This window comes from Chlorobaculum sp. MV4-Y, from assembly GCF_025244685.1.
GTDB lineage: Bacteria > Bacteroidota > Chlorobiia > Chlorobiales > Chlorobiaceae > Chlorobaculum.
This window is the reverse complement of sequence record NZ_CP104202.1, coordinates 1,432,479-1,456,355: the sequence shown is the minus strand read 5'-3', so window position 1 is coordinate 1,456,355 and position 23,877 is coordinate 1,432,479. Positions and strand designations below refer to the sequence as shown.

Annotated in this window: 24 protein-coding genes, 1 tRNA gene, 1 other RNA gene and 1 pseudogene; 16 read left to right on the top strand and 11 right to left on the bottom strand. The window is 56.8% G+C overall.

The genetic code is table 11. The annotated features are described in order from the left end of the window. Positions 1-77: 77 nt before the first annotated feature. From NY406_RS07145 to NY406_RS07130, 4 genes are all read right to left on the bottom strand, one after another. Positions 78-755: a (2Fe-2S)-binding protein gene (locus tag NY406_RS07145; RefSeq protein ID WP_260533419.1), complete on the bottom strand. Its 678-nt coding sequence runs from the start codon at positions 753-755 to the stop codon at positions 78-80. Between the two features lie 172 nt (positions 756-927). Continuing rightward, a complete protein-coding gene (locus tag NY406_RS07140) occupies positions 928-1,593 on the bottom strand; it encodes a (2Fe-2S)-binding protein (RefSeq protein ID WP_260533418.1) in 666 nt (221 codons plus the stop codon). A gap of 163 nt (positions 1,594-1,756) precedes the next feature. Continuing rightward, entirely contained in the window at positions 1,757-5,038 is a 3,282-nt protein-coding gene (mfd, locus tag NY406_RS07135; RefSeq protein WP_260533417.1) for a transcription-repair coupling factor, read from the bottom strand. Continuing rightward, the gene (locus tag NY406_RS07130; RefSeq protein WP_260533416.1) at positions 5,035-5,343 is read right to left on the bottom strand and encodes a hypothetical protein; all 309 of its coding nucleotides are present in this window, start codon (positions 5,341-5,343) and stop codon (positions 5,035-5,037) included. Before NY406_RS07130 ends, mfd begins: the two co-directional genes overlap by 4 nt. 195 nt (positions 5,344-5,538) lie before the next feature. Between NY406_RS07130 and NY406_RS07125 the strand changes: the two genes are divergently transcribed. The 5 genes from NY406_RS07125 (at position 5,539) to NY406_RS07105 (ending at position 10,845) form a co-directional block, all read left to right on the top strand. Then, positions 5,539-5,844 carry a hypothetical protein gene (locus tag NY406_RS07125; protein ID WP_260533415.1) on the top strand — a complete coding sequence of 102 codons (306 nt, stop codon included), beginning with the start codon at positions 5,539-5,541 and terminating at the stop codon, positions 5,842-5,844. A gap of 183 nt (positions 5,845-6,027) precedes the next feature. Beyond that, on the top strand, positions 6,028-6,993 hold the full coding sequence (locus NY406_RS07120) for an ABC transporter ATP-binding protein (RefSeq protein ID WP_260533414.1): 966 nt from the start codon (positions 6,028-6,030) through the stop codon (positions 6,991-6,993). A gap of 21 nt (positions 6,994-7,014) precedes the next feature. Continuing rightward, positions 7,015-7,725: a response regulator transcription factor gene (locus NY406_RS07115; protein ID WP_260533413.1), complete on the top strand. Its 711-nt coding sequence runs from the start codon at positions 7,015-7,017 to the stop codon at positions 7,723-7,725. Further along, complete coding sequence (locus NY406_RS07110; RefSeq protein ID WP_260533412.1) at positions 7,715-9,487, top strand: ATP-binding protein; 1,773 nt, start codon at positions 7,715-7,717, stop codon at positions 9,485-9,487. Before NY406_RS07115 ends, NY406_RS07110 begins: the two co-directional genes overlap by 11 nt. Before the next feature lie 113 nt (positions 9,488-9,600). Then, complete coding sequence (locus NY406_RS07105; RefSeq protein ID WP_260533411.1) at positions 9,601-10,845, top strand: mechanosensitive ion channel family protein; 1,245 nt, start codon at positions 9,601-9,603, stop codon at positions 10,843-10,845. Here the strand turns inward: NY406_RS07105 and NY406_RS07100 are convergent. After that, entirely contained in the window at positions 10,835-11,353 is a 519-nt protein-coding gene (locus tag NY406_RS07100; RefSeq protein ID WP_260533410.1) for an NUDIX hydrolase, read from the bottom strand. The genes NY406_RS07105 and NY406_RS07100 overlap by 11 nt on opposite strands. 218 nt (positions 11,354-11,571) lie before the next feature. Between NY406_RS07100 and bcp the strand changes: the two genes are divergently transcribed. The 10 genes and pseudogenes from bcp (at position 11,572) to NY406_RS11320 (ending at position 18,228) form a co-directional block, all read left to right on the top strand. After that, positions 11,572-12,042, top strand: a complete 471-nt coding sequence (bcp, locus tag NY406_RS07095; RefSeq protein WP_260533409.1) for a thioredoxin-dependent thiol peroxidase — start codon at positions 11,572-11,574, stop codon at positions 12,040-12,042. A gap of 3 nt (positions 12,043-12,045) precedes the next feature. Continuing rightward, entirely contained in the window at positions 12,046-12,609 is a 564-nt protein-coding gene (locus NY406_RS07090; RefSeq protein WP_260533408.1) for a YqgE/AlgH family protein, read from the top strand. 100 nt (positions 12,610-12,709) lie between these two features. Next, positions 12,710-13,113: a transfer-messenger RNA gene (ssrA, locus tag NY406_RS07085) on the top strand. Positions 13,114-13,260: 147 nt separating this feature from the next. Continuing rightward, the gene (locus NY406_RS07080) at positions 13,261-13,827 is read left to right on the top strand and encodes a hypothetical protein (protein WP_260533407.1); all 567 of its coding nucleotides are present in this window, start codon (positions 13,261-13,263) and stop codon (positions 13,825-13,827) included. 13 nt (positions 13,828-13,840) lie between these two features. Next, on the top strand, positions 13,841-14,104 hold the full coding sequence (locus tag NY406_RS07075; protein ID WP_260533406.1) for a hypothetical protein: 264 nt from the start codon (positions 13,841-13,843) through the stop codon (positions 14,102-14,104). Positions 14,105-14,197: 93 nt separating this feature from the next. Further along, positions 14,198-14,614 (top strand): (deoxy)nucleoside triphosphate pyrophosphohydrolase, encoded by a 417-nt coding sequence (locus NY406_RS07070; RefSeq protein ID WP_260533405.1) that lies wholly within the window; start codon positions 14,198-14,200, stop codon positions 14,612-14,614. A gap of 300 nt (positions 14,615-14,914) precedes the next feature. Continuing rightward, a complete protein-coding gene (gene recQ / locus NY406_RS07065) occupies positions 14,915-16,744 on the top strand; it encodes a DNA helicase RecQ (protein ID WP_260533404.1) in 1,830 nt (609 codons plus the stop codon). A gap of 179 nt (positions 16,745-16,923) precedes the next feature. Beyond that, positions 16,924-17,207 (top strand): annotated as a pseudogene (locus NY406_RS11325) (Fis family transcriptional regulator). Positions 17,208-17,317: 110 nt separating this feature from the next. Next, positions 17,318-17,830, top strand: a complete 513-nt coding sequence (locus NY406_RS07055; RefSeq protein ID WP_260533402.1) for a DUF4238 domain-containing protein — start codon at positions 17,318-17,320, stop codon at positions 17,828-17,830. After that, positions 17,776-18,228, top strand: a complete 453-nt coding sequence (locus NY406_RS11320; protein WP_411267076.1) for a DUF4238 domain-containing protein — start codon at positions 17,776-17,778, stop codon at positions 18,226-18,228. Before NY406_RS07055 ends, NY406_RS11320 begins: the two co-directional genes overlap by 55 nt. 264 nt (positions 18,229-18,492) lie before the next feature. Here the strand turns inward: NY406_RS11320 and NY406_RS07050 are convergent, their stop codons facing one another. The 6 genes from NY406_RS07050 to NY406_RS07025 form a co-directional block, all read right to left on the bottom strand. Then, positions 18,493-19,230 (bottom strand): HesA/MoeB/ThiF family protein, encoded by a 738-nt coding sequence (locus NY406_RS07050; protein WP_260533401.1) that lies wholly within the window; start codon positions 19,228-19,230, stop codon positions 18,493-18,495. Continuing rightward, positions 19,227-20,294: a 2-iminoacetate synthase ThiH gene (gene thiH / locus NY406_RS07045; RefSeq protein WP_260533400.1), complete on the bottom strand. Its 1,068-nt coding sequence runs from the start codon at positions 20,292-20,294 to the stop codon at positions 19,227-19,229. The genes NY406_RS07050 and thiH overlap by 4 nt, the downstream gene beginning before the upstream one ends. Further along, on the bottom strand, positions 20,291-21,070 hold the full coding sequence (locus NY406_RS07040; RefSeq protein ID WP_260533399.1) for a thiazole synthase: 780 nt from the start codon (positions 21,068-21,070) through the stop codon (positions 20,291-20,293). The genes thiH and NY406_RS07040 overlap by 4 nt, the downstream gene beginning before the upstream one ends. 32 nt (positions 21,071-21,102) lie before the next feature. After that, on the bottom strand, positions 21,103-21,312 hold the full coding sequence (thiS, locus tag NY406_RS07035; protein WP_260533398.1) for a sulfur carrier protein ThiS: 210 nt from the start codon (positions 21,310-21,312) through the stop codon (positions 21,103-21,105). A gap of 159 nt (positions 21,313-21,471) precedes the next feature. Next, positions 21,472-22,404 (bottom strand): cysteine synthase A, encoded by a 933-nt coding sequence (cysK, locus tag NY406_RS07030; protein ID WP_260533397.1) that lies wholly within the window; start codon positions 22,402-22,404, stop codon positions 21,472-21,474. Between the two features lie 12 nt (positions 22,405-22,416). Further along, positions 22,417-23,559, bottom strand: coding sequence for a trans-sulfuration enzyme family protein (locus NY406_RS07025; RefSeq protein ID WP_260533396.1), 1,143 nt, complete (start codon positions 23,557-23,559; stop codon positions 22,417-22,419). A 165-nt stretch (positions 23,560-23,724) separates the two neighbouring features. Here NY406_RS07025 and NY406_RS07020 point away from each other — a divergent pair. After that, positions 23,725-23,800, top strand: a tRNA-Cys gene (locus tag NY406_RS07020). Positions 23,801-23,877 lie beyond the last annotated feature (77 nt).

Genomic DNA, 23,877 nt, shown 5'->3' with positions numbered 1-23,877 from the left:
GCTCCGTGCAGCGCATTGCGTCCCCGACTGCAATTCATGAAAGCCGGGGACGCTCGTTGGTCAAGAGTTTGTATGGTTTATTTCGTCGTGATGGTAATGCGCTCGATGGGTTCAGCCGGTTTGTCGTGGGTTGCGCAGGTCGAACCCGGCAGGTGAAGCCGACCGCCGCTGATGGTGCACAGTGCGCCAGAGGCATTGTCGAGCGCGCCTTTGGTTACACCGCTAACCAGATTTACGGGGGTTTCCATGAAGGGGAAGGTCTCAATAAAATTATTGTAGGCAAGTTGCGATGCCGGGCTGAGGCCGCTGGCGATCTTGCCGATTGTATCGACAGGATTGAGTCGCCCGCTCTGCACTCTTGAGACGATGCTTGAAACGCCGGACGGGAGTTTGTTTGTCACATTGTAACCGATCGTCTGTGCGTAGGTGATGAAGCCCGGGACGTTCAGTCCAAGCACGATCCGCCGGAACTTTTCGGCACGGGTCAGCACCCGGATCGTCCCCTCCTTGACGATGGTGGTGCGGCAGGCGAGGCGTCCGCCTTCTGCAAAGAGCTTGTCGGAGATAAAAGCCTTTTCGTCTTCGCCCGGTTCGGAGAGGCATTCAGCGCCTTCGAGTACATAGACGAAGCAGCTCTGGCATATGCCGTTGCCGCCGCAGATGTAGCCGATGTGAGACTTGTTCTGTTTTGCGGTGTTGAGCAGCAACTCCCCGACCTTGGCGTTGCAGGGTTTGTCATTGATGTAGATAATCATGGCGGTGAGATTTTCATTGGTGAACGATGACTCTAAGAAACAAGCGCGGGCAGGTTTGCCTATTCGAAAATATACTTCCGGTTCGATGGGTTTCAAAGAGTCCTTTCAACGGTACTGCGTCAAATGAGCGGACAAGAAAAAAGCCGGACAAGCCGGCTTTTTCAAACGCAGGTCAGTTGCAGACCGCGCCGCTCTCCTGATGGAGCTGGAGTATTTCAGGAGAGACGATCCTTCCATGACCGTTGTCACAAGTTGCCGTTTTTGCGAGGAGCGCCGTATCACAGCCGCATCCGTTGCCCGCTTTGATCTGGGGCTTGTCCGCTGAACGCTTCACGCCAAAGGCGGCCTGAATCGCGTTGAACACCAGTTGAATCGCGTCGCCGATGGCGGCGGCCACATCGTGAAGCAGCTGGGTCGGCTCCAGTGCATGTTCTCCCTGTTCACGCCTTGCCTGGAAGGCAATCGTATCGGTGAACTTGACGGCGGACTCCCAACCCATTTTGCCCATATATGCCGGAAGCTGGAGCGGGTTTTCCAGAGTCATCCTCTTGGCCGCTTCGACCTCGGAGAGAACCGTGATCTTGCCGGGTTTCTCTATAAGTGTCTGACAGGCCATTCGCGTCCCCTTCTTGACCAGCTTGTCGGAAAGCATCGCCTTTTCGGCGTCACTCATCGGCGAAAGCAACTCCGCACCTTCGAGCACCCTGACGTAGCAGGTCTGGCAGATGGCGTTGCCGCCGCAGAAATAACCTATATGGCTGTGATTGGCGCGAGCTACATCGAGCAATCTATCCCCAACCTGGGCGGAACACTCTCTATCGTTTACGGTGATGTTCATGACTGTATGTTTTTATGTTTATCAAGTGAATTTCGTCATATCCACCATAACAGTAGAGATTCGGGAAATAGTTTCTAAACAATTGTGAAAAGTTGGGGGGGGGAGGGAGAACAGGTCTTATAAATCGTAAAAGACCTATAAAAGGGTAGATGAATAGCGGATTTTATTCGCTTGTCGCCCTCTCGGCGATCTCCTTCAGCAGCGCTTCGTACCGCGCGATCAGCGCGAGGGGAGCGGTGTCGGCGGTTCCGGGGTGCCGGAAGACGAGCTTCATCTTTTTCTCGTGCCTGAACTGCGGGTGGTACTCTTTGATTGTACCATCCTGCAATGCCACGATCAGGTTCTGGAAGAAAGCGCTGTCGTAGAACTCCTTGTCCTCGTCGGACGGCAGGAAGATTGTGGCGGTCGATGGCTGGAGGTCGATCTTTTCGAGGCCGAGCGCCGAGCCGAGATGCTTCATGCGGGTGAGTGCGAGCAGATTTTGCACCTCGGCGGGCATCGCGCCGAAGCGGTCTTCGAGTTCTTTGGAAATGTTCCGGAGCGCCGCGTCGTCAGCGGCTTTCGAAATGCGGTCGTAGCACGAGAAGCGCTCCTGGGTGGCCGTGATGTAGTAATCGGGGAGGAGCGCGTCGAAGAAGAAGATCATGTCGCAAGGCCTCTGCGGCTTGAGCGCTGCCTTCTCGCTGTCGCTGAAGATGTGGCTGAATTCCGTCAGCTTGAGTTCGGCGACGGTCTCCTCGATCATCTTCTGGTAAAGGTCGAAGCCAATCTCGTGGATGAAGCCCGACTGCTCCGCGCCGAGCAGGTTACCCGCGCCGCGAATGTCGAGGTCGCGCAGGGCGACGTTGATGCCGGAGCCAAGCTCCGTGAAGCTCTCGATCACCGCGATGCGCTGGATTGCCTCGCGCTTGAGCGTGTGCAGCGGCGGCGTGACGAGGTAGCAGTACGCCTTGCGCTCGCTTCGTCCCACGCGCCCCCGGAGCTGGTACAAATCCGACAGGCCGAACATGTCGGCGCGGTTGATGATGATCGTGTTGGCGTTGGAGATGTCGAGGCCCGAGCCGATGATCGAGGTCGCGATGAGTACGTCGAGCTCCTGCTGCATGAAGTCCATCATGATGTTTTCCAGCTCCTTGGCGGGCATCTGGCCGTGCGCCGAGGCGATGCGGGCGTAAGGCACGAGTTCGCGTATGGTGCGTTCGGCATCTTCGAGGCTGGCGATGCGGTTGTTCAGGAAGAAGACCTGACCTTCCCGCTGGATTTCGCGCTGGATGGCCGCCTGGATCGTCGCCGAGTCGTACTCCGTGATGACCGTCTCGACCGGCTGGCGGTTCTTTGGCGGCGTTGAAACGATGGAGATGTCGCGTGCGCCGAGCATCGAAAACTGCATGGTGCGCGGAATCGGCGTGGCCGACATGGTGAGCGTATCGACGCCGGGGAACTGCTGGCGGAGCTTCTCCTTGACCTCGACGCCGAAGTGCTGCTCCTCGTCGATGACGAGCAGCCCCAGATCCTTGAACACCACGTCCGACGAGACCAGTCGGTGCGTGCCAATCACAATGTCCACCGCCCCCGATGCGATCCGTTCGATCACCTCCTTCTGCTGCTTTTTCGGCACGAAGCGGCTCAGAACGGCGATGTTGACCGGGAAGTTGGCGAAGCGCCGCGCGAACGACTCGCCGTGCTGGTGTGTCAGAATGGTGGTCGGCGTCAGGATCGCTACCTGCTTTTTCGACTCGACCGCCTTGAAAGCTGCGCGCATGGCGATCTCGGTCTTGCCGAATCCGGCGTCGCCGCAGATGAGCCGATCCATCGGTGAGGGGGACTGCATGTCCTTCTTGACCTCCTGGATTGCCTTGAGCTGGTCGGGGGTTTCCTCGAACATGAAGGAGGCTTCGAACTCACGCTGGAAGATCGAATCCGGCCCGAAGGCGAAACCGGGTGTCATCTTGCGCTCGGCGTACACGCGGATCAGCTTGGCCGCGATGTCGCGCAGCTTCTTGCGCACCTTCTCCTTCTTGGCGCTCCATTTCGAGCTGCCGAGTTTCGAGAGATTCGGCAGCGACCCCTCCGAAGCGGTGTACTTCGAGAGGAGGTTGATGTTCTGCACATTGACGTACAACTGGTCGCCGCCCTCGTACTCGACCAGCACGCACTCCTGTTCCGAATCTCCTACCTGGATCGTTTCGAGCGACCGGAACACGCCGACGCCGTAATCTTCGTGCACGACGTAATCGCCAACCTTGAGGCGCTGAAGCTCCTTGAGCGAAATGCCCCGAACCTTGCGTTTGCGGTGTGTTTTGTAGGTGTGGAACTTGCCGAAAATGTCGGATTCGGTGTAGAGATTCAGCTCGCCAAACGAAAAGCCGGAGTGCAGGTTCGCCGGAATCCATTTGATAGCGTCGGGCGATTTACCGGCGTTTTCGTCAGCAATGAACTCCGCCAGCTCCTCGATTTCCCGGCGTGACGCGCAGGCGAAGAGCGGTTTCAGCCCGCGCTCTGCCTTCTCCTGCAAGCGGCCGGCCAGCAGACGGAAATTTCCTTGCAGGTGCTGCTGCTCGCTTGAGTTGAAGTCGATGCCTTGCCTGTCGATCCGGTGGATTACCACGTGCCGGAAGCGGGGGAGCGCCGCTTCGAGCACGGCGCGGCTCGTGGCGCTCTGCATCGCGGTGGCGTCGTCGATGACGATGATCGTTGATTCCGGCAGGTAGTCGAGGATGCCGGAGTGGCTGGTTGCTTCGCTGTTCTGCGTGAAGCTGCCGAACAGATCGACCGACTCGATGGCCGAGGTCGAGAGCTGGCTGTCGGTGTCGAAATTCCTGAGCGAGCTGACCGTGTCGCCGAAGAACTCGATGCGCACCGGTTCGCGGCTGCCGTAGCTGAAGACATCGATGATCGAGCCGCGCACCGAAAACTCGCCTTCGTTCTCGACGAACTCCCGCTTCTCGAAGCCGTTGTTTTTAAGGAACTGCATCAGTGCGTCGTACCCGACATCGCTTCCGGCGGAGAGCGAAAAGAGCCGTTCACCCGACGACTCCGCGCTGCACACCTCAACGCCGACATCCTCGAAGGCCGCCAGCACGACGAGCGACTCGCGCCGGGAGAGCATTCCGAGCGCCGGAGAAAGCTCGTCGGCGGTGTTGCGGAAGGGCTTGCCGCCAAGCAGCAGTGGCAGGTCGTTGTCGTACACCTCCTCCTCGTCGGCGCTGCAAAAAAGCACCACCGGCGCGTCGAAATCCCGGAACAGCCCGGCGGCGATGAACGGCGCGAGTGAACCCCGAACGCCGCAGATGTCCACGGGCCGGTGCTCTTCGTCCGCCGTTACCGAAAGCGCCTCGCGGAGGGCGCGATAAGGAGCCGACGCGGCAAGGCTGTCGATCACGAGATCGACCGGTCTTTTGACGATACTGGCGAACTGTGGCGCGGGATTAGCGGAAAATTTCATAGAACGGCATCGATACTGATTTCGGGCAAACGGAAATTCAGTCCGCGGTATTTAATTCGCAGACAATGCAACCCGGATTTTCGGAGCGAGGCAAAGCGCCCTGCGCCGGAGGCGGTATTATCAATATGGGAATATACTAAAGGGCGTTGAAAGAGCGAGCCGCGTTTTGCGGGGATGATGCGGGGAGGGCAGAGCAGGCGCGAGGCCTGCCCGTACAGGGCGATGATGATGCTGAGATCGTTGGTATAACTGATCAATTCGTTAGATTTACTCTTCGTTTGGGCTGGCCTGTGATTATGATTCATAAAGGAGATTCATGGATATTTGTTTGACCATATCCAATATCGATTTTGGGCCGTGACAAAAGACATCGTATCAATAGCTGGAACTATCGGAGCGTTGATAATTGGTATTGTCGGGTTAAGTACTTGGCGAAGACAAGTTAAAGGGACTGCTGAATACATGTGATTCTAGAGTCAAAAGCAATATGGGGCCAAGAGGTGGAGGAGAGGTTCGAGGGCGTGGGGAAATTAGTTCGTAAGCTGAGAGCAGAATTATGGTTTCATTTTTGGCTAAAAGGTGCGTTTGCCAGACCTGGGGCTACAGTCGATCGAAATCCAGCTCGTGTTCAAAAGAATGATCGTGTAATTTATCGGTTTGATGATGAAAATGAGTTTTCAGTCGAGATAAAGGGAGCGATAAATCGAGTTGACAATCACTTTAAGGATAAGATTCGCAAAAAAAGAAGTATAGCAATGGGCATGCTTCCGATCATTTCTGCCAATCGATTCGTGAGCAAGTCATAATCGATAGGCTTTCTGCATTGTTCCCCTCCACCCTGAACTTTCATCTCCCATACTTTGTGAAAATTGTGCAAATTGCACTGTCGCGGCCTTTTGCGGTCGTAATTGTCAAAGTTCTCTGTCGTACATTCACCTTCATCAAAGCTGCGCACTTCGCCGGCGGGCGCGGGCGCATGGTCATTATTTATGGAGCATCTTCTCGAACTCAAGAATCTCAAAACCTGGTACCGTACCGATAGCGGTATTGCCAAGGCTGTCGATGGCGTCAGCTTTTCGCTTGCGCCGAACCGCATCATCGGCATCGTCGGTGAGTCGGGATGCGGCAAGTCGGTGACGGCGCTGTCGATCATGCGCCTCGTGCCGATGCCGCCGGGCTACTTTGCCGGGGGCGATATTCTCTGGAAAGGGCGCAGCATCGTCAAGGCAACCGAAGCCGAGATGCGCAAGATTCGCGGCAACGAGATCGCCATGATCTTTCAGGAACCGATGAGTTCGCTCAATCCGGTCTTCACCTGTGGAGATCAGATCACGGAGCAGATTCTCAACCACCGCGATGTGAGCAAGGCCGAGGCGCGCAAACAGGCGGTCGAACTGCTGAATCTGGTTGGCATTCCGAATCCTTCCGAGCGCATCGACTCCTACCCGCACGAGATGTCCGGCGGAATGCGGCAGCGGGTGATGATCGCCATGGCTTTGTCCTGCGGGCCGGAGCTGCTCATCGCCGACGAGCCGACGACGGCGCTCGACGTGACGGTGCAGGCGCAGATTCTCGAACTCATCGGCAAGCTGCGCGAGGAGCGGGGTATGAGCGTGATGCTCATTACGCACGACTTCGGCGTGGTGGCCGAGCTTTGCGAAGAGGTGGTCGTTATGTACGCTTCGCGCATCGCCGAGAGCGGCACGGTGCGGCACATTTTCGAGAATCCGCTCCACCCCTACACGCAAGGGCTGCTGAAGTCGATTCCGCGTCTCGGCGCGAAAAAGGAGCGGCTGAACGTGATCGAGGGCAACGTACCGAGCGCCACCCGTTTGCCGGACGGATGCCGGTTCGCCGGGCGCTGTCCGCTGGCTGATGACCACTGCCGCCGTGAGCAGCCGCCGATTCTCGAATATGAACCGGGCCATCGGGCGGCCTGCTGGAAAATCCCCTGAACTGAACACAATTGAACGAGCATGGCTGAAACCTCCATACTGATCGTCGAAGATGACCGGAACCTTGCCGGGCTCCTGAAGTACAACCTCGAAAAAGCCGGTTATGGCTGCATTCACGCCGCCAGTGGAGAGGATGCGCTCGACGAGCTGCAACGCCATGCCGTGAACCTCGCGCTGCTCGACATCATGCTGCCTGGTATCGACGGCTTCGAGGTGTGCCGCCGCATTCGCCAGAATGTGCAGTGGAGCGATCTGCCCATCGTCATGCTGACCGCCAAGGGCGAGGAGATCGACAAGGTGCTCGGGTTCGAACTCGGCATCGACGACTATGTGGTCAAGCCCTTCAGCCCCCGCGAGCTGAATCTGCGTATCCGCGCGATTCTCAAGCGCGACCGCCGCAACCGCAGCAACGTGCAGGAGGTGCTCCGCTCGGGTGGCATCGAGGTCGATATCGGACGCCATGCGGCCACGCTCGATGGTCGTCCGCTGGTGCTGACCCTGATGGAGTTCAAGCTGCTTGCGCTCCTCTTGAAACGCAAAGGGCAGGCGCAGACGCGCGAGGTGCTCCTGAGCGACGTGTGGGATGTGGACAAGAGCATCAATACCCGCACCATCGACACGCACGTTACGCGGCTCCGCGAAAAGCTCGGCGACTCCGGGCGCTTCATCAAGACCGTTCGAGGCCTTGGCTACAAGTTCGATGAAAACGGAGACGATTTGAATGAAGGCTAAGCTCTCATTCAGACTTGGTCTGGTTTTCGGCCTGATCATCTTTTTTTCGCTTGCCTTCAGTTATGTCTATCAGGGGCGTCAGCTCCGCAAGGTGCTGTTTCAGAACGTTCGCACCAGCCTCTTGCACGACCTTCGCCTTACCGCCGGAATGCTGGAGAACCGCCCGCCGGGGTGGAGCAATCCGGAGCTTTCCGACCAGTGGACTGACCGGGTTGGCAAGACGCTCGACGTGAGGGTCACGCTGATCGGTCTCGATGGCAAGGTCATTGGAGACTCTTACGTCTCCGCTGCCAAACTTGCCATGCTTGAGAACCATCGAAATCGCGAAGAGGTCAAAGCGGCGCTTGCCGGTGGCCTCGGCGAGGCGACGCGCTTCAGCGTTTCCGTTCGTGAAAACATGCTTTACATGGCCATGCCGGTCGGTAGGCCCGAGCATTGGGCCGTGCTCAGGCTGGCCAAGCCGCTGCACGACATCGCTGCGGTCGAGGCACAGATTGACAAGGGCATCGAAGGGGGCCTCTACTGGGCGCTCCTGCTTGCCCTGACGGCGGGGACCTTGTCGGCGGTCTTTCTCTCCCGCCCGCTGGTCAGGATCGCCAGCGCCGCCGACCGCTTTCTGCACGGCGAGACGGAGGTGAAGATTCCCGTCAAGCATGACGACGAAATCGGGCGCCTGGCGCGGGCGTTCAACTATCTTTCCGAAGAGATCGTGAGGCTGACCCGCAAGGAGGAGTGGCTGCGGGAGGTACTGTCGAGCATCCGCGAGGCGATCATCGTTACCAACGCTTCGGGTGAGATCGTGCTTGCCAACCCCGCCGCGTCGCGGCTGTTCATGATCGAGGCCGCCTGGAAGCGCTCGATACCGGTCACCAATATCGAGGATCCGGGGATGCGGGAGCTGTTCGAGCGGGTGCACCGTCGCCAGAGCGGGGTTTACAACGAAGAGCTGTCGGCCATGACCTCCAAGGGCAGGCGCACGCTCAAGGTGACTGCCGTGCCGGTGATGAAGGGCGAGCAGTTCGACGGTACGGTGCTTGTCATCAACGACGTGACTCGCCTGCGCAATCTTGAACGCACGCGCCGCGATTTCGTCTCCAGCGTGTCGCACGAGCTGCGCACGCCGCTGGCGAGCATCAAGGGGTACACCGAAACACTGCTCGAAGGGGCGATGAACGATCCGGAAAACGCCACGGCATTTCTGAATATCATCCTCCAGGAGAGCGAGCAGCTCACGGCGCTGGTCAACGATGTGCTCGATCTGTCGCGCATCGAATCGGGCAAGATCGTTTACACTTTCGAGTCGGTCGATGTCAAACCGCAGCTCGAAAAAACGGTGGCGCTCTTCGAACCAGCCGCTTCACGCAAGGGCGTGCGCATTGAGCTGAACGCGCCTGAAGGGTTGCCGCCAGTCTATGCTGACCGCAACTACTTCGACATCGTCATGCGCAACCTCATCGATAACGCCATCAAGTATGTCGATGCGGAGAGCGGTCGGGTACGAGTCAGCGCCTACGCCTCGGGCGATGGTGTCAGCATCGAGGTCGCCGACAACGGCATCGGCATTCCGCAGGCCGATCTCGAACGGATTTTCGAGCGATTCTACCGGGTTGACAAGGCGCGTTCCCGCGATCTTGGCGGCACCGGTCTCGGCCTGTCGATTGTCAAGCACATCGTGCTTGCGCACCGGGGCAAGGTGGAGGTGCGCTCCCGGATTAACCGCGGCTCGACCTTTACGGTCACGATTCCTGTCGCTGAAACCTGACGGGCGGTTTCGGCAACTTTTTCGGTTAATCGGCATTTTTTTTGTGCGTAACCTTACTGGCTCTGCAAGCACGCAATTCCCGTTGAACCCCGCAATATCCAATCCCGCCAGTTATGCTCGACTCCCTTCTGCTCTATATCGAATCCTTCAAAATCGATCACGCAATCGCCACGCCGGTGGCCACGCTGATCGCCGTTCTCGGAGCCGTAGCGCTTATCGGCATTGTCGAGGTCATCACGAAAAAATTCCTTCTCCAATCCATCAGTCACTTCGCGGCAAAAACGGCAACCAACCTCGATGACCTCATGGTGAGCCAGGGCGTGTTCGACTGGATCGCCCGGCTGGTGGTGCCGTTGCTCGCGTACCGGATGGCCGGTACTGTTCTGCAGTTCTATCCTGCCGCGGTGCCGCAGGTAACGGATGGGCTGGTCATCTATTTTGCCGTGGTCGTTATTCTGCTGCTGCTCGCCGTGCTCGATGTTGTTTACGAATTCTACTCGGGGCACCCGATTGGCATGAAGCTGCCGGTCAAAAGCATCGTGCAGGTGATCAAGACTGTTGTCGTTTCGATTGGCGCAGTGATTGTCATCTCCCGGCTGCTCGGCCAGTCTCCCGTGGTGTTCATCAGCGGTATTGGCGCCTTCACGGCGGTGCTGCTGCTCATTTTCAAGGATTCGATTCTTGGGCTCGTGGCGGGTGTGCAGCTTTCGACCAACGTGGTGCGCATCGGCGACTGGATTACGATGCCCAAATATGGCGCTGATGGCGATGTGATCGACCTTTCGCTCGTGACCGTGTCGGTGCAGAACTTCGACAAAACCATTGTGGTGCTTCCGGCCTATACGCTCATTTCCGAGGGGTTCAAGAACTGGCGGGGGATGCAGGAGTCGGACGGGCGACGCATCAAGCGCTCCTTCAATATCGACATGCAGAGCATCCGGTTTCTCGACGGCGAACTCATGAAAAAAGTCGAGGCGGTCCAGCTTCTGAAGCCTTACCTGCAGGAACGTCTTCAGGAGATCGCCAACCACAACCGGGCTGTGGGCGCTGATGACGGCTCGCCAGTCAATGGCCGTCGGCTTACCAATCTCGGCACTTTCCGCGCCTATCTCCAGGCCTACGTGCACAATCTGGCGAAAATCAATACCGATATGATGATTATGATCCGGTATCTGCAACCGGATGCCTTCAGTTTGCCGTGCGAGATCTACTGCTTCACCAGAACGAAAGATTGGGCGGAATACGAAGGGGTGCAGGCAGACATCCTTGATCATATTTTCGCCGTGTTGCCGTACTTCGATCTCAAGGCCTATCAGCTCCAGGGCGCGGTGGTTCCTCCGCCAGCCGTTATAGAGTGAGCGACAGATCGTACTCCGGCCAGCGGCTCTGTTCGATGATCTGGCGATGCAGCGGAATCCTTACCGGAGGCATGTTGTCGGGCCGGTAGAATCCCGCCTCGAACACCTCGTGGTTGATCGAGATGCGCTCGTGAGCTGCAATCACGCGGTACGCTACCGCCATCAGTGATCCGTACAGCTCCGATTCCAGATGCCACACCCCGATCAGTTTGTCGATGGTTCCCTCCAGCGAGGTCTCCTCGAACAGTTCCCGCAGGCACCCCTCCTCGGGCCGTTCGCCCGCTTCGAGAAATCCGCCGGGCAGCGCCCATTCGTTGAAGGCCGGTTCGTGCGCACGCCGGATCATCAGGAGCTCGTTGTTCCGGTTGACCGTCAGAGCGACGGCGACCGGCAGGGGATTGATGTAGTGCACCCATCCGCACTGAGGACAGCTCATCCGGTCGCGGCCATCGATGAAAGAGTCGTTCAGTGGTGTGGCGCACAGCGGGCAGAATGCAAATGACTTCATGCCGGAAACAGTAAAGAGTAGGTGTCGGTTTCATTTCGAAACGGAAGCACAATGCAGCCGTTCGATCTCATCCGCAAAAACCGGAACCGTGTTCAAATAATTTCTGAAGATAGGTGATCCTGCTCCGGTGCCATGAAAAATCCAGGAAACTTTTTGTAGGCGGATATGAGTTCCCGATGCTGAAAACTCGATGAAAATGTAATTATAAATCACCAGTCATGGCACTATTGCAGGCGGGCCAGAAGGCTCCGGAATTCACCGCGAAAGACCAGGATGGGAAGGAAGTTTCCCTTCGCGACTACATAGGCAGAAAGGTTGTTCTCTACTTTTACCCGAAGGACGATACGCCGGGTTGCACCAAGGAGGCTTGTGCTTTTCGTGACAATTTGCCTAACTTTGAAAAGGTAGATGCAGTGGTGCTCGGGGTGAGCGTCGATGGGCAGAAAGCTCATCGTAAATTCGCTGACAAGTATGAATTGCCGTTCACGCTCCTGGTTGATGATGAGAAAAAAATCGTCGAAGCATACGGAGTCTGGGGACTGAAAAAGTTCATGGGCAGAGAGTACATGGGGACGAACCGGGTCACCTATCTGATTGATGAACAGGGCACCATCGAAAAGGTGTGGCCAAAGGTTAAACCTGAAACGCACGCAGCAGAGGTGCTCGACTGGTTGCAGCAAAAAACGTGACACATGACAAACGAATTTGAAATATTAAAGCCGGGCAAGCTCCTGCTGGCTTCGGCGAATCTGCTTGAATCCAATTTCAAGCGGACGGTGCTTCTCATGTGCGAACACAACGAAGAGGGTTCGATCGGTTTCATTCTGAACAAGCCGATGGAGTTCAAGGTGTGTGAAGCCATCAGCGGATTTGACGAGATTGATGAGCCGTTGCACATGGGCGGTCCGGTGCAGGTTGATACAGTGCATTTTCTGCACACGCGGGGTGATGTGATTGATGGGGCTGTCGAAGTGATTCCGGGCCTTTTCTGGGGAGGCGACAAGGAGCAGCTCAGCTATCTCATCAATACCGGCGTCATCAAACCGTCCGAGGTGCGCTTTTTTCTCGGTTATGCTGGATGGAGCGCGGGGCAGCTCGAAAAGGAGTTCGAAGATGGCTCGTGGTACACCGCCGATGCATCGAGCGAGCAGGTATTCACGGATGAATACGAACGCATGTGGAGCCGCACCGTGCGCTCCAAAGGTGGCGATTACTGCTATGTTGCCAACTCGCCGGAGCTTCCGGGCATGAACTGATTTTTGCAATGTTCGCCGGAACTCTTCTCAGATTCCGCTTGTTGTCAATATCAGGAGAAAATGGTATCTACTCCTGAGCACAATTGTTCTTTGACCTACTGGGGATGACAGGCTATCGACAGGATAGGTGTGAGATGTCGTTGCACTCCGAGTTTCAGCATGGACGGACTCGTTAAACAAGTCTATGTACCAATAGATGCAGACGATTATTCGTATGCAATGGCTGCCTGATTAGCACAAGTTAATTTAGACGCCATCGTCCTGCGGTGAATGTGCTTACTCTGAAGCCGCCGGATGGCATAACCCGCGCTTGAGCCTATGGGTTCGCGCAAGTAAGCTCCGTACATTCAAGCCCGAGGGGGTGTGCGGGTAACCAATCGGGATAAGGGGACGAACGCTGCTGGCGGTGTAACCGGACCACGAAAACCCAACCACCAGAGATGAGTGTGGTGACTGCATCGAGCAGTGTTCTGGACGCGGGTTCAAGTCCCGCCATCTCCACAAGTTACAACTATTCAGGCAGGTCCGTCAGTACGAGGGCTTGCTTTTTTTGTTGCTTAACAGTGCCTCACTGTCTTGGCGTACCGGGTGAATTTCATTGAAAATCGATACCTTGAAAAAAGTAGTTACCTAACTCAGTATCGGAGATTCATGATGAATCCATCAAAAATTTTCGCCCTGACCATCGCGTGCGGTATCGTTCTGTTGACCTTCAATTGGATGGCTCAGGCTCAGGTAATGTATGAGCCGCTTCAGAACAAGGCACCTCTGAGCATCTACAAGTATCCGAGAGTCACGCTGGCTGCTGATCTGGAAGCAAATCTCACCCTGGTCAAAGCTGATAACGGAAGGCTCAATATTACCGGCACGGTAACAAACGTGGGCAAAAGCAGTTGCAAGACAGCATCGGTGGCTGAGCTGATTATGAATCTGAGTTATGCTCCACAGTATTCCTACGCGAAAACGGGAGTTTCGGACATTCTTGTTTCCAGGTCTTTCAACAACCTCAAGGCGGGCGACTCCATAGAGCTCAATGCCGTTTACCAGATTCCTGACTTTGGTGGCTGGGCATCCGTCAATCTGCCGGGCAATGCCAAACGCCTTTTCACCCTGCGCGTCATCAAACAGGATGCTTCATCCTATAAACCAGATGAAGACAGCAACATCGAGAATAATGTCGCAGACGACGTTGTGTTCTATCGGGATTTGACACACTAATGGAGTTGGTGCAATGAACGACTTTGAGACTTTGGTCAAGATGGCATGGTCGCAATATGGCCATCAGGTTGGCTTGATCGATATCCAGGTTGAAGGTAGCCCTGGAATTGGTCTCAGGTACAAATTTTCGGAATCCGATCTGGCTGGTCGCTTTATGCGCCTGAGACAGCTTCATAACAGCTATGAACCAATGTTTGCCAATACCCTCAGGCACGAAGGGAATGATGTAGTCGAAATCTGGGAGCAACTGACAGGGTATACTGAGCCATTGATGTAGTGGTAAAGCTTTGTTGGCAGAACTTTTCCTTACTTTTTCCCTGCCTTGAGTGCAGTTTGCGAACCGCGCCTTCCATAACTTGTCACTGAAATAATGTTTATCGGCGACGTCGTTTGCGCCATCATTGAGCGTGATGGCCGGTTTCTCATAGCCCGGAGGCCGGAGGGGAAGCATCTTGCAAGGAAATGGGAGTTCCCGGGTGGCAAGGTCGAGGCTGGCGAATCGGAGGCAGCGGCGCTTGACCGGGAACTTCTGGAAGAGCTTGGCGTAAGGGTGGCAATTATCGAGCGCCTTACTCCGGTCGAGCACAGCTACCCGGACCGGTCGCTTCGGCTGATCGCTTTTCGTTGCAGGATTGTCGATGGAGAGCTGGATGCCGGTGAGCATGAGGAGCTGCGATGGATCGAAATCGATGAGGCCAGCTCATATGACTTTCCCGAGGCCGATCTTCCCATTCTTGGCGAGTACCGGCAGAAAATTGCTCCCGGTGAGCCGCGTAAAACGGATTGAGTGTGGCTCTTGCAATGGTTACGGTCGCTTCACATAAGTGGTTGAGACCTTTTGAACCGCGATTAATGACTGCGTTTGCTTTTTTGTGAATATCAGCTATCAAAAAGAGCATATTCACCGGTTCGAACCCGACGGCTTAGTGACGTTCATCAGTATTGGCAAGACGATCACAATTTCGACTGCACTTCTTGCTCCGATTGAAAAGTCATCCCCAGACCATTCGGGTGAGGCCTGTAAAATGGGTAGCCATGAGGTAGATTCGATTCTCAGACGCCCTATTCATTCCTGACCCTGATAATCATGAGTACCCCATTTTTCCATCCCGGTGCCGAATCTCCTGACGGTGTGCTGCACCGGATTTTCGGATTCCGTTCGTTCCGCCCCAACCAGGAACAGATCGTCCGGGCGCTGATGGATGGTCGGGATGTGTTCGCCGTCATGCCAACCGGCGGCGGCAAGTCGCTCTGCTACCAGCTTCCGGCGGTGCTCATGCCGGGCGTGGCGCTAGTGGTTAGCCCGCTCATTTCGCTCATGAAAGATCAGGTTGACGGGGCGCGATCGAACGGCATCCGCGCGGCTGTCTTGAACAGCTCGCTTGAGTTCGCCGAACAGTCCGCGGTGCTCCGCTCGCTGCAATCCGGCGAACTCGACCTGCTCTACGTCGCTCCCGAACGCTTCGCTCTCGACCATTTCCGCGATATTCTGCGCGGCTGCCGCATCAGCATGGCGGTGATCGACGAGGCGCACTGCATCTCGGAATGGGGCCACGACTTCCGCCCCGACTACCTCGCCCTCTCCTCGATTCCCGAAATTTTGCCCGGTATTCCGGTCGCCGCCTTCACCGCCACTGCAACGGAGCGAGTGCAGCACGACATCGCCTGGAAGCTCCGCCTGCGCGATCCGTTCGTGCTCCGAGCCTCCTTCGACCGTCCGAACCTCACCTACGAAGTGCGCTTCAAGGAGCCGGGCGAAGTGCAGCTTGTCTCGATCCTGAAGGAGTTTGCTGGTCAGCCGGGCATCATCTACCGCACGAGCCGCAAGAGCGTCAACGACACGGCGGCGATGCTGCAAAAGCGCGGATTTCGCGCTTTGCCGTACCACGCCGGTCTCGACGACCGGGAGCGGCACGACAACCAGGATGCGTTTATCCGTGACGAGGTTGATCTCATCGTGGCGACGGTGGCCTTCGGTATGGGCATCGACAAATCGAACGTACGCTTCGTCATCCACGCCGATTTGCCGAAAAGCATCGAGAGCTACTATCAGGAGACGGGTCGCGCCGGACGCGACGGCGAGGCGGCACGATGCATCCTGCTCTTTTCGCAAGCCGACATTCCGAAGGTGCGCTTTTTCATTGACGCGATGACCGACGAAGCGGAGCGCCAGCGGGCGCTCGACTCGCTCTCGAAGGTGGTGTCGTTCGCGTCGTCAACCGCCTGCCGCCGCCGGACGCTGCTCGACTATTTCGGCGAGACCTATCCGCGTGACAACTGTGCCTCGTGCGACGTGTGCCTCGGTCTGCACGAGCTGACCGACTGCACCCGCGAGGCGCAGATGCTGCTCTCGGCCATCGTCCGCACCGACTCACGCTTCGGCGCGGCACATCTGATCGACATCCTCGTCGGCAGCAAGAACCAGAAGATCAAGGATTTCGGCCACGACCGCCTCAAGGTTTATGGCATTGGCAAGGAGCACGACAAGAAGTTCTGGCGACGCCTCATCGACGACCTGCTCGCCCGCAAAGCGATTGGCCGCTCCGAGGGGCTGTATCCGATGCTCTACCTGATCGAAAGCGGCGCGAGAATTCTCCGGGGCGAAGAGCGTGTCGAGTTGGTGCGGATCAGGGAGAAAAAGGGCAAATCCGCAACCACCAAACGCGGCGGCCTCGACGCGCTTTCAGACGCTGAAAAGCAACTCTTCGAGCAACTCCGGACGCTACGCAAACGCCTCGCCGACGAGCAGGGCGTGCCGCCGTATGTAGTGTTCTCGGATAAGACTCTCGTTGAACTCAGTATCCTCAAGCCTTCGACGCGCGATGAAATGCTTACTGTTTCAGGGATTGGCGAGGTAAAGCTTGAGCGTTACGCGGAGCCGTTTTTGCGGGTGATCGGGGAGTTTGTGGGTGGGTGATTGCTGTCGGGTTGTTATTCCAGTGATTAAAAAGATAAGCTATTTTTGACAACAGGCCACCACTCTTGTCATTCTGAGCGAAGCGAAGAATCTAGAATAATTTGTAAGTTTATTTGAATTAATTACTTAAATCTAAAGCCTAGCCATCAAATAGCATTGAAAAGACTCAGGAGTACATGATGAAAGCTGAACATATCGGCAGCAGTTTCGATGATTTTCTTCAAGCGGAAGGGCACCTTGATGAAGCGAATGCGGTAGCAATCAAGCGGGTGATCGCTTGGCAGATCGATCAGGAGATGAAGGCGCAAAAGCTTACAAAATCAGCGATGGCAAAAAAATGCGCACCAGTCGCGCCGCGCTGAACCGTTTGCTCGACGAAACTGACACCAGCCTGACCCTGACAACGCTTTCTCGCGCTGCTACGGTGCTTGGGAAAAAGTTTCGCATTGAGCTGGAGAGTTGATCTATGCGCATGTTTTATGCCAAAAGAGTCTTTTTGCTTTTTCTGAGATACTTAGATCAGCTAAGCAATTATACCACAAAAATACTTTTTATCGCAAGGAATCATCAGCTATGAAGAAAAGAAAGCAGCATTATGTTTGGCGCCATTATTTGAAGCCTTGGGCTACGGATAACAAAGTATTTTGCCTAAGAGAAAATAATGTATTCGAGTCGAACTTAATGGGGATTGCTAATGAGAGAGACTTCTATAGACTGAAAGAACTAAACCAAGCAGATATCGATTTCATAGAAAAAATCGCGATTGATCCTTCGCCAGCATTCCTTCAAAAGCTACACAAGGACCTGATCAAGCAATTCAACTTTATATTTGAGTTAAGGAACTTCGTTCAAGGCCAAGGGATCACTAATCCAGACATAAGTGAAAGAATTGAAGAAGCCGTAAACAACCTTGAAGAGGAATTTCATGGTAGAATTGAGGACAGTGTTATCAGACATCTGAACTCTATCCGCTCCGGCGATATAAAATTTCTTGAAACAGACGAAGGCTTTATGGATTTCATATATTTTCTTTGCGTTCAATACATGAGGGCAAAGAAAATAAAAAAAGTGTTCTCGCTAACGTAAGTCCTCCAAAACATATTAATCTCGAAAAGATATGGAACATCCTAAGCCATATTTATTCAACTAATATAGGCTGGAGTCTTTACGCCGATAGACGCAGCCTCCAGTTTGTATTGCTCGAAAACCAATCATCGAAGCAATTTGTTACGGGTGATCAGCCTGTGATTAACACTTACGGTACGAGTGATCCCAAGAAACCTCCGCAGCGATTGGAATTTTATTACCCTATTTCTTCATTTATTGCTTTGCTATTGGTTGATCGGAAAAATAATGTAGAAGAAAAGAGACGGACGATAGGTCATGCTCAGGTGATGGCTTATAACGAACACATAGTAAGGAATAGTCATGAGCAGCTGTATGCGGCTACCAAAGAATCGTTGGAGATGTATGTGCATTTATAATAAAAGCAAAACGAACAAGAGATTGAACACATTCGTATCTCTAGAGTTCAAATTCGGATTAGCTTTGCGTGCTTTCTCAAGAAAGCATGCGAAGCAATGAGCCTTTGGGGGTAATAAGGCCTTTATCGGTAGCAAATTTTCCTTTTGGTAGTGTTAAGGAAATTGTAGACTACGCTGATATAGATATACCAATACATCCATATCTCGAACAAATTCACAAAAAAGTCAACAAACCTCTCATCGTAGGTTCCCGATTCCCCTCCTTCACCCACAAACCCCACACGCCGAATCGCGCCTCACCGTCACTTTCCGAAAACTCATCGTCAGCGCATCAAACGTCAGCAGCGCGTCCGTCAGCAGTGTGCCGATACCAAGCAAATATTTGATCGCTTCGATGGCCTGAATCGAGCCGATGACGCCGGGAAGTGCGCCGATGGGGCCTTGTGGAATGGCCTCTTTCGGTGCGTCTTCTTCGTGGAAGATGCAGCGGTAGCAGGCGGTCTGGCCGGGGAGGACGGTCATGGTCTGGCCGTGGAAGTTGCGGATTCCGGCGTGGGAGTAGGGTTTTGCGGCTTTGTGGCAGGCACGGGCGATGAGGAATTTCGAGTCGAAGTTGTCCGTGGCGTCGATGACGAAGTCGTATCCGGCGAGAATCTCCGGCGCGTTGTCAACGCTCAGGCGGAACGGGTATGGCTCGATGCGGATCGACGGATCGAGCGCTTCGAGACGCTCCTGTGCCGATGTGGTTTTGTTCGCGCCGACCGAGGCGGTGGTGTGCAGAATCTGGCGTTGCAGGTTGGAGAGATCGACCGTGTCGCCGTCCATAATTCCAATCGTACCGATGCCTGCCGCTGCGAGGTAGAAGGCGGTGGGGGAGCCGAGGCCGCCCGCGCCGATCACCAGCACCTTCGAGCGGAGCAGCTTCTCCTGTCCTGCTTCGCCGACTTCCGGTAGCGCGAGGTGGCGGGCGTAGCGCTGGCGTTGCTCGTCGGTCAGGCTCATGCCCGCTCCTCTGCGGCGAGCGGGTTGTTGTAGGCAGCATCCCAGTTTTTGAACACCGGATCGAGATTTTTGGCTCGCAACGCGGCGCAGAACGCTTCGGCGCTCCGGTCGTCGCACACCTCGAACTGGCTCGCTCCAGCCGTCTCCGCCTTGACGTAGCCGCCCACGGTCGTGCGGCTGGCGACGCTCATGCGGGTGATGCCGAGGCCCGCCATGCCGTCACGAAACGCCGGGCTTTCGCGGGTCGAGAGCACCAGATCGACATCGGGCATTCCAATGCGGAACGCGAAGATCATCCGTGCAAGAAAGCGATCTGACACCGTGAAACTGGGCTGAAAGCCCCCCTCCTGCGGGCGGATGCGGGGGAACGAGACCGAGACGCCCGCCTTCCAGTACGTCTTGCACAGATGCCGCGCGTGGCGAAGCACGGCGAGCGCTTCGCCGACCGGCTCGGAGAGGCCGAGCAGGGCGCCGATACCGACGCTCCGGATGCCGCCGGTGATGGCGCGTTCCGGCGTTTCGAGCCGTTCGAGGAAATCCTGCTTCGGGCCCCAGCGGTGCAGCTCGCGGTAATTGTCCGGATCGTAAGTTTCCTGGTAGATCGTCATGCCGGTGCAGCCGCACTCGGCCAGGCTGCGATACTCGGCGACGCTCATCGGAAACGCCTCGACGGCCACGCGCGGCATGTGCCGGGCGGCAACCTCCACGGCGCGTCGCAGATAGTCGAATCCCACCGAGTTGGTGCGCTCGCCGGTCAGCAGCAGCACGTCGCCGATGCCGAGCGCCTTCATTGCGAGCAGCTCCTTTTCGATTTCGCCGACATCGAGCTTGCGGCGCGGCGACCTTCTGTCCGACGCGAAGCCGCAGTAGACGCAGCCGCTCGAACAGAAGTTGGAGAGGTAGAGCGGCGCGTAGAGCGAAATGATGCGCCCAAAACGGCGCAGCGTCACCGCCTGCGCTTCGGCGGCCAGCCGTTCGAGCGACTCGCTCTCCTCCTGCCGCAGCAGCGGTTCGATGTCCGCCGACAGCCGCTCGTCGGTCAGCCATGCGGGAAGCCAGGTCATGAAGCCCCTCCGAGGAACGAGGTGAGCGGGCTGGTGGCGACCGCCGATCCCGAACGCGGCATGAGTCCGGCATTGCGAGCGTCGTATCCTGCCTCGACCGCTTTGGCGAAAGCGCTTGCCATCGCCGCCGGATTGCGGGCGACGGCAATCGCGCTGTTGACCAGCACTGCCTCGCACCCCATCTCCATCGCCGCGCACGCTTCGGATGGCGAGCGCAGGCCCGCATCCACGATAACCGGAATGTTGCTCTCGCGGATGATGAGCTGCACCATCTCGGCGGTCGAAAGTCCCTGCCCGCTGCCGATGGCCGAGCCGAGCGGCATCACCGAGCTGCACCCCACTTCTTCGAGCCGCTTGGCCAGCACCGGGTCAGCCGGAATGTAGGGCATGACAATGAATCCTTCGGTGGCAAGAATCTTGCACGCCTCGTAGGTTTCGATCGGGTCGGGCATCAGGTGGTGCGGGTTCGGGTGAATCTCGACCTTGATGAACGGGCTGCCGGAGAGTTCGCGCGAAATGTGCGCCGCCTTGACCGCCTCGCGCGCGGTGGCCGCGCCGGAGGTGTTGGGCATCAGCGTGAGCCCCTCGATTTCCGAGAGCGGGCCGAACAGATCATCCTCGGCCTGTTCGCGATTGAAGCGCCGCAGGGCGACCGTCACGAGCTGCGTGCCCGACGCGCGGACGGCCTCGATCATCGCCGAAGTGCTGCTGAATTTGCCGGTGCCGAGAATCAGGCGGGATGAGAAGGTATATGAGCCTAAGCGAAGTGAATCCATGGATGAAATAACAGACTTTGATCTGGCGGCGATCAACCTCCGCCAGCGAAAACAAGAATTTCGACCTGATCCTGATCCTGCAAGATACACGAGTCTCGCTGGTCAGGGCGCACGATATTTTCGTTGACCACCACAGCCACCGGCTGGCGATCCGCTTCCGCGATGACCAGCAGCTCCGAGACCGTCGCGCCCGCCGGAATCTCTCTGCGTTCGCCGTTCAGGATTATGGCGATGGTTGGCATGGTGCGTTTCCTCTAAAATGACAAAATTTTCCGGGCTGACCCGGACGAACAAATATACACGTTCTGCGCTGGCGTCAAAAAGGGAAAGAGGTGATTTGTCGTTGCGGGATTTGAAGAGGACGGCCATGAGAGCCGTCCCTACAATTATCAATTATCCATTCATGCCTCGATGCCTTCGAAGAGCGCGGTGCTGAGGTAGCGTTCTCCGGTGCTCGGGATGATGGCGACGATGGTTTTGCCTGCGGACGACGAGCGCTTCGCCACTTCGATTGCCGCGTGAACTGCCGCGCCGGAGGAGATGCCGCAGAGGATGCCCTCCTGCGCGGCGAGCATCCGGGCGGTCGAAATGGCGTCCTCGTTGCTCACCGTCACCACCTCGTCGAGCAGCGACACGTCGAGCGCTTCGGGCACGAAGCCTGCGCCGATGCCCTGGATTTTGTGCGGCCCCGGCTGGCCGCCCGAGAGCACCGGCGAATCTTTCGGCTCGACGGCGATGCTCTTGAAGCCGGGCTTCAGCGCCTTGATGAAGCGCGACGTGCCGGTGATGGTGCCGCCTGTGCCGACGCCCGCCACGAGCATGTCAACGCGCCCTTCGGTGTCGCTCCAGATTTCGGGGCCGGTGGTCGCCTGGTGAATCAGGGGGTTGGCTGGGTTGCTGAACTGGCCGGGGTTGAAGCTGTTTTTTTCCGCCTCGACGATCCGCGCCGCCTCCTCAATTGCTCCCTTCATCCCCTGCGCGCCGGGGGTGAGCACCAGCTCGGCGCCGAGGTAGCGTAGCAGTTTGCGCCGCTCGATGCTCATCGTTTCGGGCATCGTGAGCAGCAGGCGGTAGCCGCGCTGGGCGCAGACGAAGGCGAGTGCGATGCCGGTGTTGCCGCTGGTCGGCTCGACGATGAGCGTCTTTTCGTTGATTTTTCCCTCGGCTTCGGCGGCCTCGATCATGGCGCGTCCGATCCTGTCTTTCACGCTACCGAGCGGGTTGAAAAATTCGAGCTTGAGGAGAATGTCGGCTTCAATGCCCTCTGCGAGCTTGTTGAGCCGCACGAGCGGTGTGTGTCCGATGGTGCTGGTGATATTCGGGATGATGGCCATTTGAGTTCGGTTTTAGATAGTTGCAAGGGCTTGCAGGAGGTCCGCTTCGAGATCTTCTGCGTTTTCGAGGCCGATCGAGAGGCGTATCAGGTCGTCGGTGCAGGCGCGGCGGTCGCGCTCCGCCTGACTCAGCGGGCCGAGGGTCATCAGCGCCGGAGAGGCGACGAGTGACTCTACGCCACCGAGGCTGTCAGCGATGGCGAAGAGTTTCAATGCGCCGATCATCTTCCGCACCGCCGGAAGCCCGCCGTGCAGCGCGAGGGTGAGCATCCCGCCGAAGCCGCTCATCTGGCTCTTGGCAAGCTCATGCTGCGGGTGAGACTCCAGTCCGGGGTAGATCACGCGGCTTACCGCCGGATGCTTTTCGAGCACCCGCGCCAGATGCAGGGCGTTCTTCTGGTGCTCCTCCATGCGGATTTTCAGCGTCTTGATGCCGCGCGAAATCAGCCAGCAGTCCCACGGGCCGGGAATCGCCCCCGCCGCGCCCTGGTAGTCCCGGACGGCGAGATGCAGCTTGTCGTCCGACGCAATGACCGCGCCCCCGATGACGTCGCTGTGGCCTCCGAGGTACTTGGTGGTGCTGTGCACGACGAGGTGCGCTCCGAGGTCGAGCGGGCGCTGGAAGTACGGGCTGGCGAAGGTGTTATCGACCGCGAGCACGATGCCGCGTTCGTTGGCGATTGCGGCGAGGGCGCGGATGTCGCAGATTTGCAGAAGCGGATTGGATGGCGTTTCGACCCAGATCATGCGGGTTTCCGGGCGAATGCAGTCGAGATACCTCTCCGTCGCTTCGCTTGCCGCGTAGGAGGTTTTGACGCCCCACGGGCGCATGAGCTGCTCGAAGATGCGGTAGCTGCCGCCGTACACGTCGAGGCTGGAGACGACATGGTCGCCCGGCTTGAGCACCTGCATCGCGGCCATCATCGCCGCCACTCCGGAGGCAAAGGTCGTGGCGTGTTTGCCGTTTTCGAGCAGTGCAAGGGTCGTTTCGAGCGCCGAGCGCGTCGGGTTGCCGATGCGCGAATAGAAGAATTCGCCCCGCTCGTCGAGGCTTGGCCGCGCGAAGGTCGAGGTTTGGTAAACCGGCGGCGTCACCGATCCGGTGCAGCTTTCCGGCGTATTGCCGTCATGGATGGCGATGGTTTCAAAGTGCATGGGCTGTAATGCTCTGTCGTGTTTGCGGTTTTACGGACAAAGTAAGCAGAATTCACCGGTTCCTGACTACCGTGTTTACGGTATTTCTATGGTATGAGGTGATCGTTCAGCGCATCCATTGCTTTTATTGTGCCCGATGTTCGTGCCCGAGCGGCTCGAAACAATGGCGACGTGGGTGAGCGGTTGAAACCAGGGTCTGCAAAACCTTTAACTATCGCAAGTTCGAATCTTGCCGTCGCCGCTTCGTTCAATACAAAAAAAGCCTCCTAATTCGGAGGCTTTTTTTGTGTCGGAAACGCATGGCTAAAGAATTATACA

What these genes read in the sequence shown, in the direction of transcription:
- recQ (WP_260533404.1), top strand. Translation starts at nt 14,915, where the DNA reads ATGAGTACCCCATTTTTCCATCCCGGTGCCGAATCTCCTGACGGTGTG.
- NY406_RS07115 (WP_260533413.1), top strand. Translation starts at nt 7,015, where the DNA reads ATGGCTGAAACCTCCATACTGATCGTCGAAGATGACCGGAACCTTGCC.
- NY406_RS07130 (WP_260533416.1), bottom strand. Translation starts at nt 5,343, where the DNA reads ATGAATCATAATCACAGGCCAGCCCAAACGAAGAGTAAATCTAACGAA.
- NY406_RS07055 (WP_260533402.1), top strand. Translation starts at nt 17,318, where the DNA reads ATGAAGAAAAGAAAGCAGCATTATGTTTGGCGCCATTATTTGAAGCCT.
- NY406_RS07100 (WP_260533410.1), bottom strand. Translation starts at nt 11,353, where the DNA reads ATGAAGTCATTTGCATTCTGCCCGCTGTGCGCCACACCACTGAACGAC.
- thiS (WP_260533398.1), bottom strand. Translation starts at nt 21,312, where the DNA reads ATGCCAACCATCGCCATAATCCTGAACGGCGAACGCAGAGAGATTCCG.
- NY406_RS07105 (WP_260533411.1), top strand. Translation starts at nt 9,601, where the DNA reads ATGCTCGACTCCCTTCTGCTCTATATCGAATCCTTCAAAATCGATCAC.
- NY406_RS07080 (WP_260533407.1), top strand. Translation starts at nt 13,261, where the DNA reads ATGATGAATCCATCAAAAATTTTCGCCCTGACCATCGCGTGCGGTATC.
- NY406_RS07040 (WP_260533399.1), bottom strand. Translation starts at nt 21,070, where the DNA reads ATGGATTCACTTCGCTTAGGCTCATATACCTTCTCATCCCGCCTGATT.
- NY406_RS07145 (WP_260533419.1), bottom strand. Translation starts at nt 755, where the DNA reads ATGATTATCTACATCAATGACAAACCCTGCAACGCCAAGGTCGGGGAG.
- NY406_RS07070 (WP_260533405.1), top strand. Translation starts at nt 14,198, where the DNA reads ATGTTTATCGGCGACGTCGTTTGCGCCATCATTGAGCGTGATGGCCGG.
- NY406_RS07090 (WP_260533408.1), top strand. Translation starts at nt 12,046, where the DNA reads ATGACAAACGAATTTGAAATATTAAAGCCGGGCAAGCTCCTGCTGGCT.
- cysK (WP_260533397.1), bottom strand. Translation starts at nt 22,404, where the DNA reads ATGGCCATCATCCCGAATATCACCAGCACCATCGGACACACACCGCTC.
- thiH (WP_260533400.1), bottom strand. Translation starts at nt 20,294, where the DNA reads ATGACCTGGCTTCCCGCATGGCTGACCGACGAGCGGCTGTCGGCGGAC.
- NY406_RS07050 (WP_260533401.1), bottom strand. Translation starts at nt 19,230, where the DNA reads ATGAGCCTGACCGACGAGCAACGCCAGCGCTACGCCCGCCACCTCGCG.
- NY406_RS07110 (WP_260533412.1), top strand. Translation starts at nt 7,715, where the DNA reads ATGAAGGCTAAGCTCTCATTCAGACTTGGTCTGGTTTTCGGCCTGATC.
- bcp (WP_260533409.1), top strand. Translation starts at nt 11,572, where the DNA reads ATGGCACTATTGCAGGCGGGCCAGAAGGCTCCGGAATTCACCGCGAAA.
- NY406_RS07140 (WP_260533418.1), bottom strand. Translation starts at nt 1,593, where the DNA reads ATGAACATCACCGTAAACGATAGAGAGTGTTCCGCCCAGGTTGGGGAT.
- NY406_RS07075 (WP_260533406.1), top strand. Translation starts at nt 13,841, where the DNA reads ATGAACGACTTTGAGACTTTGGTCAAGATGGCATGGTCGCAATATGGC.
- NY406_RS07025 (WP_260533396.1), bottom strand. Translation starts at nt 23,559, where the DNA reads ATGCACTTTGAAACCATCGCCATCCATGACGGCAATACGCCGGAAAGC.
- NY406_RS07120 (WP_260533414.1), top strand. Translation starts at nt 6,028, where the DNA reads ATGGAGCATCTTCTCGAACTCAAGAATCTCAAAACCTGGTACCGTACC.
- mfd (WP_260533417.1), bottom strand. Translation starts at nt 5,038, where the DNA reads ATGAAATTTTCCGCTAATCCCGCGCCACAGTTCGCCAGTATCGTCAAA.